Origin of the sequence: Cupriavidus basilensis OR16, assembly GCF_000243095.1 — a bacterium.
Lineage (GTDB): Bacteria > Pseudomonadota > Gammaproteobacteria > Burkholderiales > Burkholderiaceae > Cupriavidus > Cupriavidus basilensis_D.
In genome coordinates, this window is sequence record NZ_AHJE01000004.1 from 1 (window position 1) to 16,981 (window position 16,981).

Annotated in this window: 15 protein-coding genes and 1 pseudogene; 6 read left to right on the top strand and 10 right to left on the bottom strand. The window is 66.8% G+C overall.

From position 1 onward, the window contains the following. The first annotated feature begins 75 nt into the window (after positions 1 to 75). Genes mmsB through OR16_RS02005 form a run of 3 tightly spaced genes read left to right on the top strand, consistent with a single transcriptional unit; the run spans position 76 to position 2,970 of the window. A complete protein-coding gene (gene mmsB / locus OR16_RS01995; protein WP_337459805.1) occupies positions 76 to 1,050 on the top strand; it encodes a 3-hydroxyisobutyrate dehydrogenase in 975 nt (324 codons plus the stop codon). Further along, positions 1,047 to 1,817 (top strand): enoyl-CoA hydratase, encoded by a 771-nt coding sequence (locus OR16_RS02000; protein WP_006156297.1) that lies wholly within the window; start codon positions 1,047 to 1,049, stop codon positions 1,815 to 1,817. The genes mmsB and OR16_RS02000 overlap by 4 nt, the downstream gene beginning before the upstream one ends. A 10-nt stretch (positions 1,818 to 1,827) precedes the next feature. Beyond that, positions 1,828 to 2,970 (top strand): enoyl-CoA hydratase/isomerase family protein, encoded by a 1,143-nt coding sequence (locus OR16_RS02005; protein WP_006156298.1) that lies wholly within the window; start codon positions 1,828 to 1,830, stop codon positions 2,968 to 2,970. A gap of 66 nt (positions 2,971 to 3,036) precedes the next feature. Here OR16_RS02005 and alaC read toward each other — a convergent pair whose 3' ends face one another. The 7 genes from alaC to OR16_RS02040 form a co-directional block, all read right to left on the bottom strand. Continuing rightward, positions 3,037 to 4,293 (bottom strand): alanine transaminase, encoded by a 1,257-nt coding sequence (gene alaC / locus OR16_RS02010; protein WP_006156299.1) that lies wholly within the window; start codon positions 4,291 to 4,293, stop codon positions 3,037 to 3,039. Between the two features lie 144 nt (positions 4,294 to 4,437). Beyond that, positions 4,438 to 4,899 (bottom strand): winged helix-turn-helix transcriptional regulator, encoded by a 462-nt coding sequence (locus tag OR16_RS02015; protein ID WP_006156300.1) that lies wholly within the window; start codon positions 4,897 to 4,899, stop codon positions 4,438 to 4,440. 129 nt (positions 4,900 to 5,028) lie between these two features. Further along, complete coding sequence (locus tag OR16_RS02020; RefSeq protein WP_006156301.1) at positions 5,029 to 5,847, bottom strand: siderophore-interacting protein; 819 nt, start codon at positions 5,845 to 5,847, stop codon at positions 5,029 to 5,031. Between the two features lie 61 nt (positions 5,848 to 5,908). Further along, positions 5,909 to 6,640, bottom strand: coding sequence for a PadR family transcriptional regulator (locus OR16_RS02025; protein ID WP_043418086.1), 732 nt, complete (start codon positions 6,638 to 6,640; stop codon positions 5,909 to 5,911). 122 nt (positions 6,641 to 6,762) lie between these two features. Beyond that, on the bottom strand, positions 6,763 to 7,389 hold the full coding sequence (ycaC, locus tag OR16_RS02030) for an isochorismate family cysteine hydrolase YcaC (protein ID WP_006156303.1): 627 nt from the start codon (positions 7,387 to 7,389) through the stop codon (positions 6,763 to 6,765). 47 nt (positions 7,390 to 7,436) lie between these two features. Then, the gene (locus tag OR16_RS02035; RefSeq protein WP_006156304.1) at positions 7,437 to 8,126 is read right to left on the bottom strand and encodes an isochorismatase family protein; all 690 of its coding nucleotides are present in this window, start codon (positions 8,124 to 8,126) and stop codon (positions 7,437 to 7,439) included. A gap of 49 nt (positions 8,127 to 8,175) precedes the next feature. Then, a complete protein-coding gene (locus OR16_RS02040) occupies positions 8,176 to 9,072 on the bottom strand; it encodes a pirin family protein (protein ID WP_006156305.1) in 897 nt (298 codons plus the stop codon). A 123-nt stretch (positions 9,073 to 9,195) separates the two neighbouring features. Between OR16_RS02040 and OR16_RS02045 the strand changes: the two genes are divergently transcribed. Next, on the top strand, positions 9,196 to 10,104 hold the full coding sequence (locus OR16_RS02045; RefSeq protein WP_006156306.1) for a LysR family transcriptional regulator: 909 nt from the start codon (positions 9,196 to 9,198) through the stop codon (positions 10,102 to 10,104). Positions 10,105 to 10,525: 421 nt separating this feature from the next. Beyond that, positions 10,526 to 12,349, top strand: coding sequence for a patatin-like phospholipase family protein (locus tag OR16_RS02050; RefSeq protein WP_006156307.1), 1,824 nt, complete (start codon positions 10,526 to 10,528; stop codon positions 12,347 to 12,349). A gap of 71 nt (positions 12,350 to 12,420) precedes the next feature. On the opposite strand, the pseudogene OR16_RS02055 reads toward OR16_RS02050, so the two are convergent. The 3 genes and pseudogenes from OR16_RS02055 to OR16_RS02065 form a co-directional block, all read right to left on the bottom strand. Continuing rightward, positions 12,421 to 13,360: pseudogene (locus tag OR16_RS02055) on the bottom strand (SphA family protein). Positions 13,361 to 13,889: 529 nt separating this feature from the next. Next, complete coding sequence (locus OR16_RS02060) at positions 13,890 to 14,657, bottom strand: TetR/AcrR family transcriptional regulator (protein WP_006156308.1); 768 nt, start codon at positions 14,655 to 14,657, stop codon at positions 13,890 to 13,892. Between the two features lie 96 nt (positions 14,658 to 14,753). Then, positions 14,754 to 16,073, bottom strand: coding sequence for an MFS transporter (locus OR16_RS02065; RefSeq protein ID WP_043418089.1), 1,320 nt, complete (start codon positions 16,071 to 16,073; stop codon positions 14,754 to 14,756). 331 nt (positions 16,074 to 16,404) lie between these two features. Between OR16_RS02065 and OR16_RS02070 the strand changes: the two genes are divergently transcribed. Then, the coding region (locus OR16_RS02070; RefSeq protein WP_006156310.1) for an MBL fold metallo-hydrolase at positions 16,405 to 16,981 on the top strand (577 nt) is incomplete at its 3' end.

Genomic DNA, 16,981 nt, shown 5'->3' on the forward strand with positions numbered 1-16,981 from the left:
AAAAAGTAGGTCGCCGCGCCGCAGGCGTGGTGAAACTGCAGTTGAAGTTGAAGTTGCTGCTGCAGTTGCCCTTGAATTCAAGCAGTTGCAGTTACCACAACCACCAGTCCTCAGACCCCAGACCCCAGACCCCAAGAGCAAGGAACCAACATGCACATAGCCTTCATCGGCCTAGGCAACATGGGCGCGCCAATGGCCCGCAACCTGCTCAAGGCAGGCCACACCCTGACCGCATACGACCTCAACGCCACCGCACTCTCAGCCCTGGAAGCCGACGGCGCGGCCATAGCCCAATCCGCCCGCAAGGCAGCATCCGAAGCCGATTTCGTCATCACCATGCTCCCGGCCGCCGCCCACGTCCGCGCCACCTACCTCGGCCCGGAAGGCGTGCTGGCCGCCGTACGGCCTGGCGTGCCGCTGGTCGACTCCAGCACCATCGACCCCGCCTCCATCCGCGCACTGGCCGCCGAAGCCAGCAAGCAAGGCAACCCGATGGCCGATGCCCCGGTTTCCGGCGGCACCGGCGGCGCCCAGGCCGGCACGCTGACGTTCATGGTTGGCGCGGAACAGGCCCTGTTCGACCAGTTGCAACCCGTGCTGTCGGGCATGGGCCGCAACATCGTCCATTGCGGCGGCACCGGCACCGGCCAGGTCGCCAAGATCTGCAACAACCTGATCCTCGGCATCTCCATGATCGGCGTGTCGGAGGCCATGGCGCTCGGCGTCAAGCTGGGCATCGACGCCGGCGTGCTGGCCGGCATCGTCAACACTTCCACCGGCCGCTGCTGGGCCGCCGACACCTGCAACCCCTACCCGGGCGTGATCGTGAGCGCGCCGGCCTCGCGCGGCTACAGCGGCGGTTTCGGCGCGGACCTGATGCTCAAGGACCTGGGCCTGGCCACCGACGCCGCCCGCAGCGTGCGCCAGCCGCTCTTCCTTGGCGCGCTGGCCCAGCAGATCTACCAGGCGGTGAGCCAGGCCGGCGACGGCCAGCTGGACTTCTCGGGCGTGATCCGCCAGTACCTGGCGCATGAGGAGCCGGCAGCATGATCGAGCACACCGTCGACGGGCATATCGCCCGCCTCACCCTCAAGCGGCCGCCCGCCAACGCGTTCAACGCCGAAGGCCTGGCGCAGCTGCAAGGCCTGGTGGCCACGCTGAACGCGGACCCGAGCGTGCGCGCCATTGTCATCACCGGCGACGGCAGCCGCTTCTTCAGCGCCGGGGCCGACCTCAACGGCTTTGCCGAAGGTGACCGTGCCCATGCGCGGCTGATGGCGCAGCGCTTCGGCGCAGCCTTTGAAGCGCTGCAGAACGCCCGCCCCCTGGTGATCGCAGCCATCAACGGCTATGCCATGGGCGGCGGGCTGGAATGCGCGCTGGCCTGCGACGTGCGCATTGCCGAAGAACAAGCGCAAATGGCGCTGCCCGAGGCCGGCGTCGGCCTGCTGCCCTGCGGCTGCGGTACGCAAACCCTGCCGTGGCTGGTTGGCGAGGGCTGGGCCAAGCGCATGATCCTGGCCAATGAGCGGGTCGACGCCGCCACCGCGCTGCGCATCGGGCTGGTGGAAGAAGTGGTGCCCGCCGGCCAGGCGCTCGACGCGGCGCTGCGGCTGGCCGAACGCGCCAGCAATGTGAGCCCGCGCGCGGCGGCTTACAGCAAGCAGCTGGTTCACCTGGCCCGCCAGGGCGTGCCGCGCGGCCCGGCGCTGGCGCTGGAGCGCGAGCGCTTCGTCGACCTGTTTGACGGCGAGGACCAACGCGAAGGCGTCAATGCCTTCCTGCAAAAACGCGCGCCGCAATGGCGCAATGCCTAGGAGGCACGCCATGCGCCTGAACCCGAACGATGCCGCGCAGGGGCACCCTGCGGCCACGCCTGGCGCCGAAGACGAAGTGCGCTTCGCCGAGATCAACGGCATCGGCCTGATCACGCTCAACCGGCCGCGCCAGTTGAACGCCTTGTCCTACCCGATGATCGGCATGCTCGACGCGCAGCTTGCCGCCTGGGCCACGCGCGACGATATCGCCATGGTGGTGCTGCGCGGCGCGGGTCCCAAGGCATTCTGCGCCGGTGGCGATATCCGCGCGCTCTACGACAGCTTCCACGCCGGTACGGCGCTGCACCGCCAGTTCTTCGTCGACGAGTATCGGCTCGACTACCGCCTGCATTGCTACCCCAAGCCGGTGGTGGCGCTGATGGACGGCATCGTCATGGGCGGCGGCATGGGCCTGGCGCAGGCCGCGCACCTGCGCGTGGTCACCGAGCGCTCGCGCGTGGCGATGCCGGAGACCGGCATCGGCCTGGTGCCCGATGTGGGCGCGAGCCACTTCTTGTCGAAGCTGCCGCTGCCGCTGGCGCTCTATGTCGGGCTGACCGGCGTGACGCTCGGCGCTGCCGACACGCTGTCGTGCAAGCTGGCCGATATTGCCGTGCCTGCCACAAGCCTGGAGCACTTCGAGCAGACGCTGGCAGCCATCAGCTGGACCGGCGATGTGCTGGCGGACCTGCGCGGCGCGCTGCTGCGGGCAACGCCCGTGGCCAGCGCGCAGGAAGCGCCGCTGCAGTCGATGCTGCCTGCCGTATTACGGCATTTCCGGGCGGACGCCAGCGTGGCTGGATTGCTCGACAGCCTGGCCGCGGAATCCGAGCCCGCCTACGCCGAGTGGGCCGCGCGCACGCTCGCGATCCTGCGCGGGCGCTCGCCGCTGATGATGGCGGTCACGCAGGAATTGCTGCTGCGCGGCCGCGGCCTGGATCTTGCCGGGTGCTTTCGCATGGAGCTCGGGGTCGTGTCGCACGCGTTCACGCAGGGCGATTTCATCGAGGGGGTTCGCGCGCTGATCGTCGACAAGGACAATGCGCCGCACTGGCGCGTGACGGACGCGAACGAAGTCAGCGAGGCCGTGGTCCAGTCGTTCTTCGACAGCCCATGGCCGCCTGAGTCCCACCCGCTGGCCATGCTCGGTTGATCAGGCAGGGGCAGGATTTGATCGCGGCACGCCGCCATGGCGCCGGCGTACCGCGATCAAGACGCTTCAGTCCTTGGTCTTTGGCGCGTGGCCGTGCGGCTGATGTTCATCCACCGGCACCTTCACCAGCCCGTCCGCGCGGAACATCGCCTTGATGCCGCGCACAGCCTGGCGGATGCGCGCCTCGTTCTCGATCAGCGCGAAGCGCACGTACTCGTCGCCGTAGTCGCCAAAGCCGATGCCGGGCGAGACGCAGACCTTGGCCTTGGCCAGCAGCTGCTTGGAAAACTCCAGCGAGCCCAGCGCGCGATAGGGCTCGGGGATACGCGCCCAGATATACATCGACGCCTTCGGAATCTCCACCGGCCAGCCGGATTCGATCAGCCCGCGCGCCAGCACGTCGCGGCGCGTCTGGTAATGCGCGGCGATCTCCTTGACGCATTGCTGGTCGCCTTCCAGCGCGGCGATGGCGGCCACCTGCAGCGGCGTGAACGTGCCGTAGTCGTGGTAGCTCTTCATGCGCGTGAGCGCCGCCACCAGGTCCGGGTTGCCCACCATGAAGCCGATGCGCCAGCCCGCCATGTTGTAGCTCTTGGACAGCGTGAAGAACTCCACCGCGATATCCTTGGCGCCCTCCACCTGCATGATCGACGGCGCCTTCCAGCCATCGAACACGATGTCCGCATAGGCCAGGTCGTGCACCACGAAGATATCGTGCTTGCGCGCCAACGCGATCACGCGCTCGAAGAAGTCCAGCTCCACGCATTGCGCCGTGGGATTCGACGGAAAGCCCAGCACGATCATCTTGGGCTTGGGATAGCTGCCGCGAATGGCGCGCTCCATCTCGGCGAAGAAGTCCACGCCCGGCACCAGCGGCACCGAGCGGATATCGGCGCCGGCGATCACCGCGCCATAGATGTGGATGGGGTAGCTCGGATCGGGCACCAGCACGGTGTCGCCGCGATCGAGCGTGGCCAGCATCAGGTGGGCCAGCCCTTCCTTGGAGCCGATGGTGACAATGGCCTCGGTGTCCGGATCGATCTCGACGTCGTAGCGCTCGCGATACCAGTGCGAGATGGCGCGGCGCAGTCGCGGGATGCCCTTGGAGGCGGAGTAACCGTGGGTATCGGGGCGCTGTGCGGCCTCGGTCAGCTTGGCAACGATATGCGGCGGCGTGGCGCCGTCCGGGTTGCCCATGCTCATGTCGATAATGTCTTCGCCACGGCGGCGCGCCGCCATTTTCAGCTCGGCGGTGATATTGAAGACGTACGGGGGAAGACGATCGATACGCGCGAAGCGGCGCTTGCCTGCGGAGGCTGACATGGATTTTCCTTGAACGTAAGCGCCCGGAACCGTCCGAGCGACGCTGCCAGCCGTTGGTGCGGCTGACCGGAAAGATCTTAGCGGCGAATACGGATCGCGTCTACGGCTTTTGCAAGGTGCGCGGCGACACCGCAGGCACCAGACTTACCGCAATGCGTCCTCTCCGACCTTCCTCACCACCGCATCGTCTGGCCCGAGCAAGCGGCCATCCTCGGCACGCACCTCGAGCGGCCGCACCGGCTTGCCAGCCTTGCCGTCCACCAGCACGGAATGCGGCTCGCCCGGGGCATAGAAAAACGCTTCGCCCCACTGCCGCAAGCCCACCACCACCGGGAACAGCGCGCGCCCTTTCGGCGTCAGCACATATTCCTGGTAGGCGCTGCCGTCGGATGCCGGCACCTGTTCCAGGATGCCGTGCGCCAGCAGCGTGCGCAGCCGGTCAGCAAGTATGTTCTTCGCGAGGCCAAGGCTGCGCTGGAATTCGCCAAAGCGCCGCAAGCCGTCAAAGGCGTCGCGCACGATCAGCAGCGACCACCAGTCGCCGATCACGTCGAGCGAGCGGGCCACGGGACATGCTGCGCCTTCCAGGCTGGTTCGCCGGACCATAGTGCAACTCCGTTTCACTCGCCGGATGCGGTGCGCCACGGAATGCGGCGCCAACAGCGATGCGGTTGCATTGTAAAACCAGTAGATCCAGCCATCAAGCTCTATGGGACAGCCGGCGCCCCGCCGGCTTCAGTCGTCGATATTCTCGTGCACGGCTTCGGCACCGGCCTTCCAGTAGCTGGCCGCGCGCATGCGGCCCTTCTCGACGCCGCGCTCGCCTACCAGGTACTGCCGCACGGCGCGAATCGACGCGGCCTCGCCAGCCGCCCAGACATAACCTTCGCCACGCGGCAGCGTGACCTCGCGCAAGGCTTGCTCCAGCAGGCCGGTGGCGCTATCCGACGGTGCGCTGTCACGGTGCTGCCAGCGGATCTCCACGTCGGCGCGGCTGGGCAGCGGGATTTCGGCGGTGGCGTTGTCCACTGCCAGCACCACTAGCGCGCGCACGCCGGACGGCAACTCCTCCAGGCGGCGGCCGATTGCAGGCAGCGCGGTTTCGTCGCCCACCAGCAGGTGCCAGTCGAAGCCCTCGGGAATCACGAACGACCCACGCGGGCCGCCCACGCCGAGATACTGGCCAGGCGCAGCCTGCGCGGCCCAGGTGGATGCGGGGCCATCGCCATGCAGCACGAACTCGATATCGAGCTCGCCGGCGGCGGCATCGTAACGGCGCGGCGTGTAGTCGCGCGCGGCGGGCTTCGGCTGGCCTTCGGGAAACACCGGGCCGTTGGGGCCAAGCGCCGGCAGCGCGGGCTTGTCTTGCCCCGGCGCCGGGAAGAACACCTTGATGTGGTCATCGAACGAAGCGGAGACAAAGCCCTTCAGGTTGTCGCCGGCCAGCGTCACACGCAGCAGCTGCGGCGACACCGCCTGGGTACGCACCACTTGCAGCAAGCGCATCTTGAGTTCATGCCGGACGCGTTGCACGGTAAGGTCGCGAGTAGTCATGGATTTCCTGGTTGACGGGAATGCGGATATGGAATGTGGCGGGTCGGGATGCGGGTCGGCCCTAGGCACCCTGCCCGCCCTGCACAGCATTGATCTCGGCGGTCGCCCGCGCCAGGATGGCAGCGATGCGCCGCTGCTCGTCCGGGGTGGCATCGGTGCGCAGCAGCAGCGCCCGCTTGAGCGCCACGCGCGCCTCGACGAACTCGGGCAGCCAGCCACCCGCGGCCTCGCGCTCCTCGCCCGCCATGCCCGGCTCGGCGGTTTCGCCCGACAGCGCGCGCCGCACCCACTCCATCTTGCGGGCCACGTGCTTGAGCTTGTTGAGCATCATCGCCAGGCGCTCGCGGTTGGCATCGAGATGCGCCAGGCCGGGCGCCGCCAGTTGATAGCGCTTCTTGTTGCCCTCGGTGTCGACCGTGGCGTAGCCGAGTTCCTCGAGGAAGGTCAGGGCTGGATAGACCATGCCAGGGCTGGGCTTGTAGAAGCCGTTGGTGCGGGCCTCCAGTGCCTTGATCAGCTCGTAGCCATGGCTGGGCTTTTCTTCCAGCAAGGACAGCAGCATGAGTTGAAGATCGTCCGAGCTGAACTTGCGGCCGCGCCGCCAGCTATCTCCGTCGCCGTCGAAGCCATCGCCGCCGCCAAAGAAGCCGCCGGGGCCGCCGCCGTGGTGGTGGCGGCCAATGGCATGGCGGCCATGGCGCTCGCCGTGGTGCGAGGAATGGAAGGAAAAATGGGAAGACAGATGGGCAAGCATGTGATCGCTAAGCCTGCCCAGAAGTGGGTGGTGACGCATCGCCTTGACTCCTACATATCTAAAAACATATCTTACGATATATATCGTACGTAAGGATGTCAAGGCGATCTTTGCCGGCATGGCCCGCTGGAGCCGGCGCATGAGGCGCCAGCTCCTCAACCTTACCTGGCGGCCTTCACCGTGCTATAGCTCGCCATCAGGTTGCGATAATCGGGAATGTGATTGGCGAACAGCGTGCCCAGCCCTTCGATATCGTTGCGCCAGTCGCGGTGCAGTTCGCAGGCCACGCCGAACCAGCTCAGCATCTGCGCGCCGGCTTCCGCCATGCGGGCCCATGCGGCGTTGCGGGTGATTTCGTTGAACGTGCCGGAGGCGTCCGTCACCACGAACACGTCATAGCCTTCGGCCATCGCCGACAGCGCCGGAAAGGCCACGCAGACCTCGGTCACCACGCCCGCGATGATCAGTTGCTTGCGCCCGGTGGCCTTGACCGCTTTGGTGAAATCCTCGTTGTCCCAGGCATTGATCTGGCCCGGCCGCGCAATGTAGGGCGCATCCGGGAAAGTCTGCTTCAGCTCCTGCACCAGCGGCCCGTTCGGACCATCCTCGAAGCTGGTGGTGAGGATGGTGGGCAGGTTGAAATACTTGGCCAGGTCCGCCAGCGCGAGCACGTTGTTCTTGAATTTATCGGGCTCGATATCGCGGACCAGGGATAGCAGGCCCGCCTGGTGATCGACCAGGAGGACGGCGGCCTGGCTCTTGTCCAGGCGCTTGTACGGGGTAGCCATGTGAATCTCCTTTGAGGGATTGATTTGCAACGTTTGACAAACAACACTCAGCTGCGCTGGGAATCCAGCGTTTCGTGATCGGATGCAACCTGCTGCGCCTTGACATAGCTTTCGATCAGCAGTTGATAGTGCGGCATGGCCTGCGCGTAGACCTCCGCCCATTCCCGGGCATCCGGCCGGTTCCATGATTTCTGCATCTCCGACAGCGCGCCCATGGTGTCGATGGGCACCACGCCGGCCTGGGCCAGTCGCGCGATGGTCAGGTCGGAGGCCATCCTGGACACGGTGCCAGAGGCGTCCACCACCGCGAATACCTTGTAGCCTGCCGCCACCGCGCTCAGGGAGGGAAATGCCAGGCACACGCTGGTGATGGTGCCAGCGATCACCAGCGTCTTCTTGCCGGTGGCCTCGACGGCGGCGGCGAAATCCGGGCTATCGAAGGCGTTGATCTCCCCCTTGCGGGCCACATAGCGGGCATGCGGCGCTGCCTGGTGGATCTCCGGGATCAGCGGCCCGTTCGGGCCCTGCGGCACGGATGCGGTGGTGATCACAGGCATCTTGAGCAGGCTGGCCGCCTTGGCCAGCGCAACCACATTGGCGCGCAACTGCGGCAGCTCGATATCCTTGACCACCTGGAACAGGCCGCTCTGGTGATCGATCAAGAGCATGGCTGTATCGTCGGGATCGATCACCGGCTTCTGGCCGTTGAAGTTGGCGATGTTGGCGAAGGCGTTCATTGGATGGAATCTCCGGTTGGGTTGCGGCGGGCGTGGCCCGCCCGGTCGTTCAGCGCGCCGGCTGCGCGCGCGTCTCCTGCGCCGCCTCGATCTGCCCGAAGCGGCCGCTGCGCAGGTCCTGCAGGGCCTGCGCGATTTCTTCCTGCGTGTTCATCACGAACGGCCCGTAGGTCATGACCGGCTCATCGATGGCGTCTCCGTGCAGCACCAGCACCAGCGCATCGCTTGTCGCGTCCAGCGAAAACGCGGTGCCGATGCGATCGAGCAACACCATCTGCCCGGCTTGCGCGGATTCGCTGCCATTGACCAGCACGCTGCCACGCAGCACCACGAGCGCCACGGTGCGCCCGTCAGGCGCAGCCAGGTGCGCATCCGCGCCCTGGCGCAGCTGCACGTCCCACACATCCATTGGCGTGAAGGTATGGGCCGGCCCGTGCGCGCCCTGGTACTCGCCCGCGATCACCCGCACCCGGCCGGCGCCGCCCGGCAATGGCACCGACGGGATTTGCGCGTTGACGATGGTCTGGTAGCCGGGCGCGGCCATCTTGTCGCTGGCGCGCAGGTTCACCCACAGTTGCACCATTTCCAGCGTGCCGCCAGTGCGGGTGAAGGCCTCCGAGTGGAACTCCTCATGCAGGATGCCGGACGCCGCCGTCATCCATTGCACATCGCCCGGGCCGATGCGCCCGCCCTGCCCCGTGGAATCGCGATGCTCGAGCTCGCCCTGGTACACGATGGTCACCGTCTCGAAGCCACGGTGCGGATGCTCGCCCACGCCGCGCCGCCGGGCGGCCGGCGCGAATTCGGCCGGGCCCGCATGGTCAAGCATCAGGAACGGGCTCAGATGGCTGCCAAGGCTTTGCTGGGAGAACAGCGTGCGCACGGGAAAGCCGTCGCCAACCCAATGGGCGTGCGGGGCGCTGTAGGTACCGATGATCTTCTTCATGGCACTCCTGAAGGATGTGGGGGCTCGTTCGGCCCCTGGTGAAGAAGAGCTTAGGCCGCGGGCAGACGCTGCGGTAGCCGCCATGCGCTATCCTCAGAGTCCTATTGATAGGACGATGGCCCGATGCACCCCGACCTCAATGACCTCTTCTACTTCGCCCAGGTGGTGGACCATCAGGGCTTTGCGCCGGCAAGCCGCGCCCTCGGCGTCCCCAAGTCCAAGCTGAGCCGCCGCGTGGGCGTGCTCGAAGAGCGGCTGGGCATGCGCCTGATCCAACGCTCGACGCGGCATTTCTCCGTCACCGAGATCGGGCAGAGCTACTACGCGCACTGCAAGGCCATGCTGGTCGAGGCCGATGCCGCGCAGCAGGCCATCGACCTGACGCGCTCCGAGCCCCAGGGCATCGTCCGGGTCACCTGCCCGGTGGCGCTGTTGCATGCGCGGATCGGCGCCATGATCGCTGACTTCATGGCTGCTTACCCCAAGGTCACCGTGCATCTCGAGGCCACCAACCGCCGCGTGGATGTGATTGCCGAGCGCATCGACGTGGCCATCCGGGTGCGGGTGCCGCCGTTGAGCGACAGCGACCTCGTGATGCGCACGCTGGCCACCCGCGCGTGGTGCCTGCTGGCCAGCCCCGCGCTGCTGGCGGGCCACCCCATGCCCGCCGTGCCGGCCGACGTGGCCGAACTGCCTACGCTGGACTGGGGCCCGCCGCAGGCCACGCATAGCTGGCGGCTGCAGGGGCCGGAGGGCGCCAGCGTGGAAATCCGCCACACCCCACGCCTGGTCACCGACGACATGCTGGCCTTGCGCCTCGCCGCGCTGGCCGGGGTGGGCGCGGTGGCGCTGCCGAGCATGGTGGTGGAGGATGAGTTGAAACAAGGCCGGCTGGTCATGCTGGTGCCGGACTGGCGGCCAAAGGGCGGCGTCATCCATGCCGTGTATCCCTCGCGCCGTGGCCTGCTGCCAGCGGTGCGCGCCCTGATCGACTTTCTCGCCCTGCGTTTCGAGGCGCTTGTAGAAGCGTAGGCACATCGCTCAACGATCTTGTGCAGCACAAACACGGGCTAGAACGAAAACATTCAATTGCCCTGCCCGCAGTCATGCTCGACCATGGAATGCGCCCGGGTGCATGATGCAGCCCGCGCCATTGCAGAAGGCACAGCCGATCTCCTGCGAGCCCTCGCGCCAACGCCGCAGTGGCGGATGTTGCGGCCAACACCCATGCCATGACCCTTTCGCCACCCCTTGCGCGCGTTCGCGGGCTACCGCCCTTGCTCGTGGCACTAGCCACACTGGTCGCACTGGTCGCGCCAGGGCTCGCAATGGCGCAACCGGCCCAGGCCGTCCCGCAAACCCAACCTGGCCAGCCTGCTCCGCCTGCTGAACCTGCGCAACCCCTGGCAAACGCTCCGCCAATGCCGCCCTTGGGCGGCCGCGCATCTGCCTGGTGCTCTCCGGGGGCGGCGCACGTGGCGCGGCCCATATCGGCGTGCTCAAGGTGCTGGACGAATTGCGCGTGCCGGTGGACTGCATCGCCGGCACCAGCATGGGCTCACTGGTGGGCGCCGCCTACGCCACCGGCATGATGCCCAACGAGATGGCGCAACTGGTCGGCGGCCTGTCGACCGAGATCATGCGGGCCAGCATGTCGGTTCCCGGCGCGGTGGCACCCGCCGAATATGAAGGCCGGCTGCTGGTAGACGGCGGCCTGACCGATAACCTGCCGGTCGATGTGGCGCGCGCCATGGGCGCCGACATCGTCATCGCGGTCAACCTGGGCACTACGCTGATGAAACGCGAGGACCTCACCTCGGTGGTCGGCGTGACCAGCCAGATGCTGAACATCCTGAGCGAGCAGAACGTGCGGGCCTCGCTGTCCCGGCTCAGGCAGCAGGACATCCTGATCCTGCCCGAGCTTGGGGACTTCTCGGCCGGCGACTTCGACCATCTTCCGGCCACCATCCCCATCGGCGAGGCGGCGGCACGCAAGGTGGCGGACCGGCTCTCTGCGCTCGCCCTGCCGCCACAGGCCTACGCCGCGCTGCGCGCCCGCCAGCGTGCGGTGCCAGCGCCGGACGAGCGCCCCGTCGACGAGATCCGTTTCGCGCCACTTGAGCGCGTCAACCCGGACTTCGCCGCCGCCACCATGCAGACCAAGCCCGGAGAGCCAATCCACCAGGAGCAACTCGACCAGGACATGCGCCGCTTGTTCGGCACGGGCGACTTCGAGCACGTGAACTACCGCTTTCTCGAGGAGCCTGGCAAACGCATTCTCGCGGTCGACGCCATCGAGAAAGCCTACGGCCCCAACTACCTGCGCTTCGGCCTGGGGCTGAGCACGGATTTTCGCGGGGATGCCTTTTTCAACCTGCTCGGCAGCTACCGCCGTACCTGGATCAATTCGCTCGGCGCCGAATGGCGCACCGATGCGCAGGTCGGCCAGACCAGCCGGCTCGTCAGCGAGTTCTACCAGCCGCTGGACGTGCGGCAGTACTTCTTTATCGCCCCGCGCGTGGAACTGGAACGGCGTCCCGTCAATATCTTCCAAGGCAGCACGCGCATCGCCACCTACGACCTGCGGCGGGTCGACGTAGCCGTGGATGTGGGCAGCCAGTTCACCAAGTACGGCGAGGTGCGGCTGGGCGTGCTGACCGGCCAGGAGAATGCCACGCTGAGCACCGGGCCGGCAGTGCTCTCGCCCGGACCAGGCAAGATTGGCCGCGGCGCGATCACCGCCAGGCTGCTGTTCGACCAGCTCGATAGCGTGAACTTCCCGCGCTCGGGCTATAGCGGCAGCGCCCGCGTGTACGGCTCGCAACCCGGCCTGGGTGCCGACCAGGCCTACGTGAAAGCCGAAGCCGACGGCATGTACGCGTGGTCGCACGGCGCGCACACGGTGAGCCTCGGCTTCAAGGCCGGCAGCAATATCGGTGGCGACCCGCTGCCGCGCCACGACCTGTTCCAGTGGGGCGGCTTCCTGCAGCAATCGGGCTACAGCACGGGCCAGTTGCTGGGCGGCAACCTGCAGTTCGCGCGCATGGTGTACTACAACAAGCTGGTGCAGCAGCGGCTGCTGGAAGGCGTATACGCCGGCTTCTCGCTTGAAGCCGGGCGTGTGGGCGCGCCTCTGGTACCGGGCAGCCCGACGGGCCTGCTCAAGTCGGGCTCGCTGTTCCTCGGGCTGGACAGCCCGCTCGGCCCCTTCTACCTGGCATATGGCCGGGCGGCGGGCGGCAACTACAGCTTCTACCTGTTCCTTGGCCGGCCCTGAGCGCCCTGCCCATTTGCTCGCCAAGCGTATTCGCCAGCCGGCGGAGAAACGGCATGCGCCGCCGCGCCGGGCTAGAACACGATCGTCGCCGTGCCCATGAAGGTCTTGTTGCTGTCCAGGCGGTTCTTGCTAGCTACCGTCGGTACCCAGCGCAGGCCCAGCGAAAGCGTGCTCTTGGCGCCGATCTTGGTGTCGTAGTTGATGACGGGCCCGATCGCCCAGTCATGCCCGCGAAAGCCATTGAGGCGATCCGCGGTGGGCCCGCTGTCGTTGCCGAGTTGCTGCGTGGTGCCAACGATCAGGCCCGCGCTGAAGGCCTTGGTGATGTGCTTGCGCGCCATCACATCAAGGGTGAACAGCGGCGCGTTCTGATAGTTGGTGGCGCTGTTGCGCGTGTAGAACTGCAGGCCGGCGACCGCATCGAACTGCCACCCCTGTGCGGGCAGGATCTTGGTGTAGGCAACCTGCGGGATAAAGGTCCAGTTGTTCAAGCTGGTGTTGGCCAGCGACTTGGCGTTGTAGCTGCCGGTGGGCGCCCAGATATTCAGGCTCAGCGCCACATGTTCGGTCTGCGAGAAATGATAGCCCGCGATGACTGGCGTGAAATAGATGTCGAACAGCCCGGACGCGGTGTCCTCACGGCGGCCCTGCAGGTTGCCCGCCGTGAGCGTGGCGCTTGCCCTGGTCCACAGGTATGGCAACGTGAAGCTGGAAGCAAAATGTGTCCCAGACCTTCATGATGGTAGCCAGCGTGAAGGCCACCTCGCCGTTGATGTCGACCGCGGTCTGCCCTGCGATCGCCCCCTGCCGGCCGCCCCCGACGTTGCCGTTCAGGTAGATCTCGCTCAGGTTGACCGCGAGGATCGGCTCGGGCGCGACGATGCCGGCGTTAGGGTTGACGCTGGTGCCGGAGACGGGCCTGCCCAGCGCACCCTCCGTGGCGTGCGCGCAAACCGCTCCCAGCAGCATTGGCAAGGCAATGGCTAAGCGCTTCGTCATCCTGGGGGGCATAGTGTCTTCACCTTTTGGTCGGGCATCCTGCGTTGGCGGGCCGATGGCTGCGCGCGGCCACGGCGACTGCTGGAGATTCTGCTCGGAAAATGGTTTAGTCTGAATTGAATGTTTTTCCCGCCGCCATGAAAATTCTCGTTCTGCGCAAGCACTGGCGCCATCGATGGCACAAAAGAAAAAACCCTTGGCCGGGGTGGTCAAGGGCTAAGTGTAAAAAGGCAGGTCGCGGGTCTGCCTCAATCGATGATCATAGTCAGCACGGCGTCGCATGCAATCCCCTGGTCGGGTGAAGGCGAGGCCAGGTTCGAGGACGAGCCCGCTCAAGCCTGGCGCATTGCCCCCGAGTCCACATCGGCAACCAACGCGCGATAGGATGTGGCGCATGCACCATGCCCCATCCACACACGCCGTGGCGCATGCACCCGGACAACGGCCGACGGCCCGCCGCACGGGCAGGCCAGGCACAGGCTGCGATCAAATTTTGCTAAACCAGGGCATAGCGCACAAGCCAGGCACCCGCGGGCGGCATTTACCCGGCGCGGCCCCTTGCGCCACGCGACCCGACGCTTGGCTTGCCCACGGGCGCGGTCAGCGCCGCCGTACAGTAGTCAACCAGATCCGCCACGGGAGGCTGGCCGCGCTTGGCCGGCAGCTGGGTCTGGCGGCACCATTGCGCCAGCGAGTACACCACGCTGTCGTTGAACCACATCTGGCGGTTATGCAGCACCTTGCGTGGCACACCGGGCAAGGCGGCGGTAATCATCTTCCTGGCCCGCAGCACGCCGGTCATGGCGTCGAAATCGATCATGTCCGCGTTGAGCAGCCTCGGGCTGAAGGTGGCCTGCGCCAGCACCTGCACGTACAGCGCGCCCCAGGCCGTGTCGCAGATCGTATCGGCCAGCGCACTGATCGAGGCCTCCACGATGGCGCGCACGTCGCCGCCCAGCCCGGCCGCATCGACTTCATCCAGGTAGCGGTGGCGCACCTTGTTGATATGGTTCAGGCGCAAGTTGAGCAACTGGCTGACCAGCGCCTCGCGCGAGCCAAAGTGATAGTGCAGCGCCGAGCGGTTACGCTGGCCCGCCTCCACCACGATCTGGCGCAGCGGCACCAGTTCGACGCCATGCTCGGCGAACAGACGCTCGGCGATCTCGAGCATGCGCCGCGCGGTTTCGCTTTCCAACGGGTTGCCCGCGGCCTGCCCGGCCTCGGCCGGGGCCTTTCGCGCCGGCGGCTTGTCCATTGGCACGCCGCCGGCGAGCACCGATACCACGGAACGCTGGCGTTCACGGATCATGGATGAGGTTATTCCGTCATTTTTAATATTTGGAATTATGGGTGCAATGCCATCGCGCGGGCAAGCCCGCTGCCCGCGCGATGGCAACCAACAAACCTAGCCGCCCAAACGCCGCAAGGAGCGTGCGGGATTCTGGCCGAACATGCCGATCGCGGCGCCCACCAGCATGACCGCGCCGCATACGGTAAAGCCGAGCTCGAAACCCTGCGCGCCGGGATGGCCCTGCACCTGCACCAGCCGCCCCATCACCACGGGCGCGATGGCCCCGGCGCTGGTCGCCACCGCGGTGCTCAGCGCGATGATGGCGCTGCGTTGCGCATCGGGCACGATCTCCGCAAGAATGGCAGGCCCGACAGCAAAGGCGACCGGCGGCAGCGTGGCAGCAAGCGCCAGCAGCGCCACCTTGCCACCCGGCGACAACGACAGCAGCGGCAGCGCCAGGAACAACAAGCCGCCCACGCCCACGCAGGCACTGCCGAACACCGCCCGCGCCACGCGCGAGGAAGCGCCCCGCCGCAGCAACTGCTGCGAGCACCAGCTCAAGGCCAGGCTGACCGGTACGCCCACGGCCACGATCACCGCGAACATCCTGCCGGCCGCCACATCGTCATAGCCAAGGCCCTGCTCCAGGTAGGACGGCATCCACGTCAGCACCAGGGCAAGCCCCCAGTACGCAGCAAAGCCGGCCAGGAAACCCGAGAGCACCGTGGCATCGGTCAGCAGCCGCCGGTAAGGCACGCGCCGCTTGGCTTGCTCGCCCGGTGCCGGCTCGGCCTGCAGCGTGCCCTCGCGGCCGAAGCAAAGCCAGCCCAGCGCCCACAAGCCCGAGGCGGCCGACAGCAGCAGGAAATTGGCGCGCCAGCCCCAGTGCTGCGTGATGAACGGCACGGCCAGCCCGGCCAGCAGCAAGCCGATCACCGCGCCCTGGTTGATCAGGGCCACCGGCAAATTGCGCTTCTCATGTGGGAACCACTTGTACAAGGCGTGCACGGAAACCGGAAATCCCGGCCCCTCGCCCGCGCCAAGGATCACGCGCGACGCCAGCAGCGCTGCCGCGCCCGAGGCGAACGCCACGGGAAACTGCACCAGCGACCACAGGATCGCCATGGCCAGCAGCAGCCAGCGCGCCGCGACCCGGTTGCCGACAAAGCCCACGATGGCCGCCGACAGCGAGAACAGCCAGAAGAAGCTGCCCGCGATCAGGCCGAACTGGGTGGGCGTGAGATGCAGCTCGCGCATGACCGGCACGGCCACCATGCCCAGCACCACCTTGTCCAGGAAGTTGATGGAAGAGAACACGGTGAGCCAGGTGGCCATTGCCCAGGCCTTGCGAGGCTGGTACGCATCGGCGCGCACGGTGGCGGAGCCGTCGCGCATGGCGCCCTGCGGCGGGGAGGTCGTCAATGACTCTGACATGCTTCAGTACTCCATGGCGCATGCGGCGGCCAGGGCGAAGCAGCTTCTTCATCAGCCCTCCCTCCTTTGGATGCCACGGTTTAATCTCACATCTTAATTCGTAATGCAAGAGATTAAACCCGGGAAGGAGTTCGGACATTAGGGGCTTTCCCGGGGAACGGGACCGCGTTGCCGATCGCCACAAGAGCCGTGCACCGCAGGGCACACATGGCTGCGGACAGGCATCGGGCTAGGGATAATTCTACGTATTAATTCATCGTATTATTGCTATCCTGCCCTGATCGGCACCAGCCCCGCACGCTGGATGCACCCACAACGAGGAGACAGCAAGATGCAAGATTTCGAAGAGCGCCATGTGGCCCTGGTGACCGGAACGGGTTGCGAGACCGTGGCGGACGGCGTTTGGCTGCTGCACGGGCAAGGCCAGTCTTTCGTCGCCGACGTGGGTGGCGGGCTGCTGGTGGTGGACGCTGGCCCGGGCGGCAAGGTCACGCGCGGCATGATCGATGCGCTGCGCACCTGCACGGATCTGCCCGTCACCGCGATCTGCTTCAGCCACGGCCACATCGGCTACAACGCAGGCTTGCCCGAATGGCTGGCACACGCGGCCGGGCGCGGGGAGAGCCCGCCGCGCGTGATCGCTCATGCCAACGTGGTTGCACGCCTGGCCCGTTACCAGGCCACCATGGGCCTGCAGGAGCGCATGGCCGAGATCCAGTTCCGGCACCCCGCCGGCAAGCTCGCCGGCCGGCTCTCGTGCCCGGCGCCTACCGAGACCTTCACCGATGCGCTCACGCTCGGGCAAGGGCCAAAGCGCGCCGAGATCCTGTGGGCGCCGTCGGAAACCGACGATGCCATCGCCGTCTGGCTGCCCACGCAACGGCTGCTCTACGGCGGCCCTGCGGTCA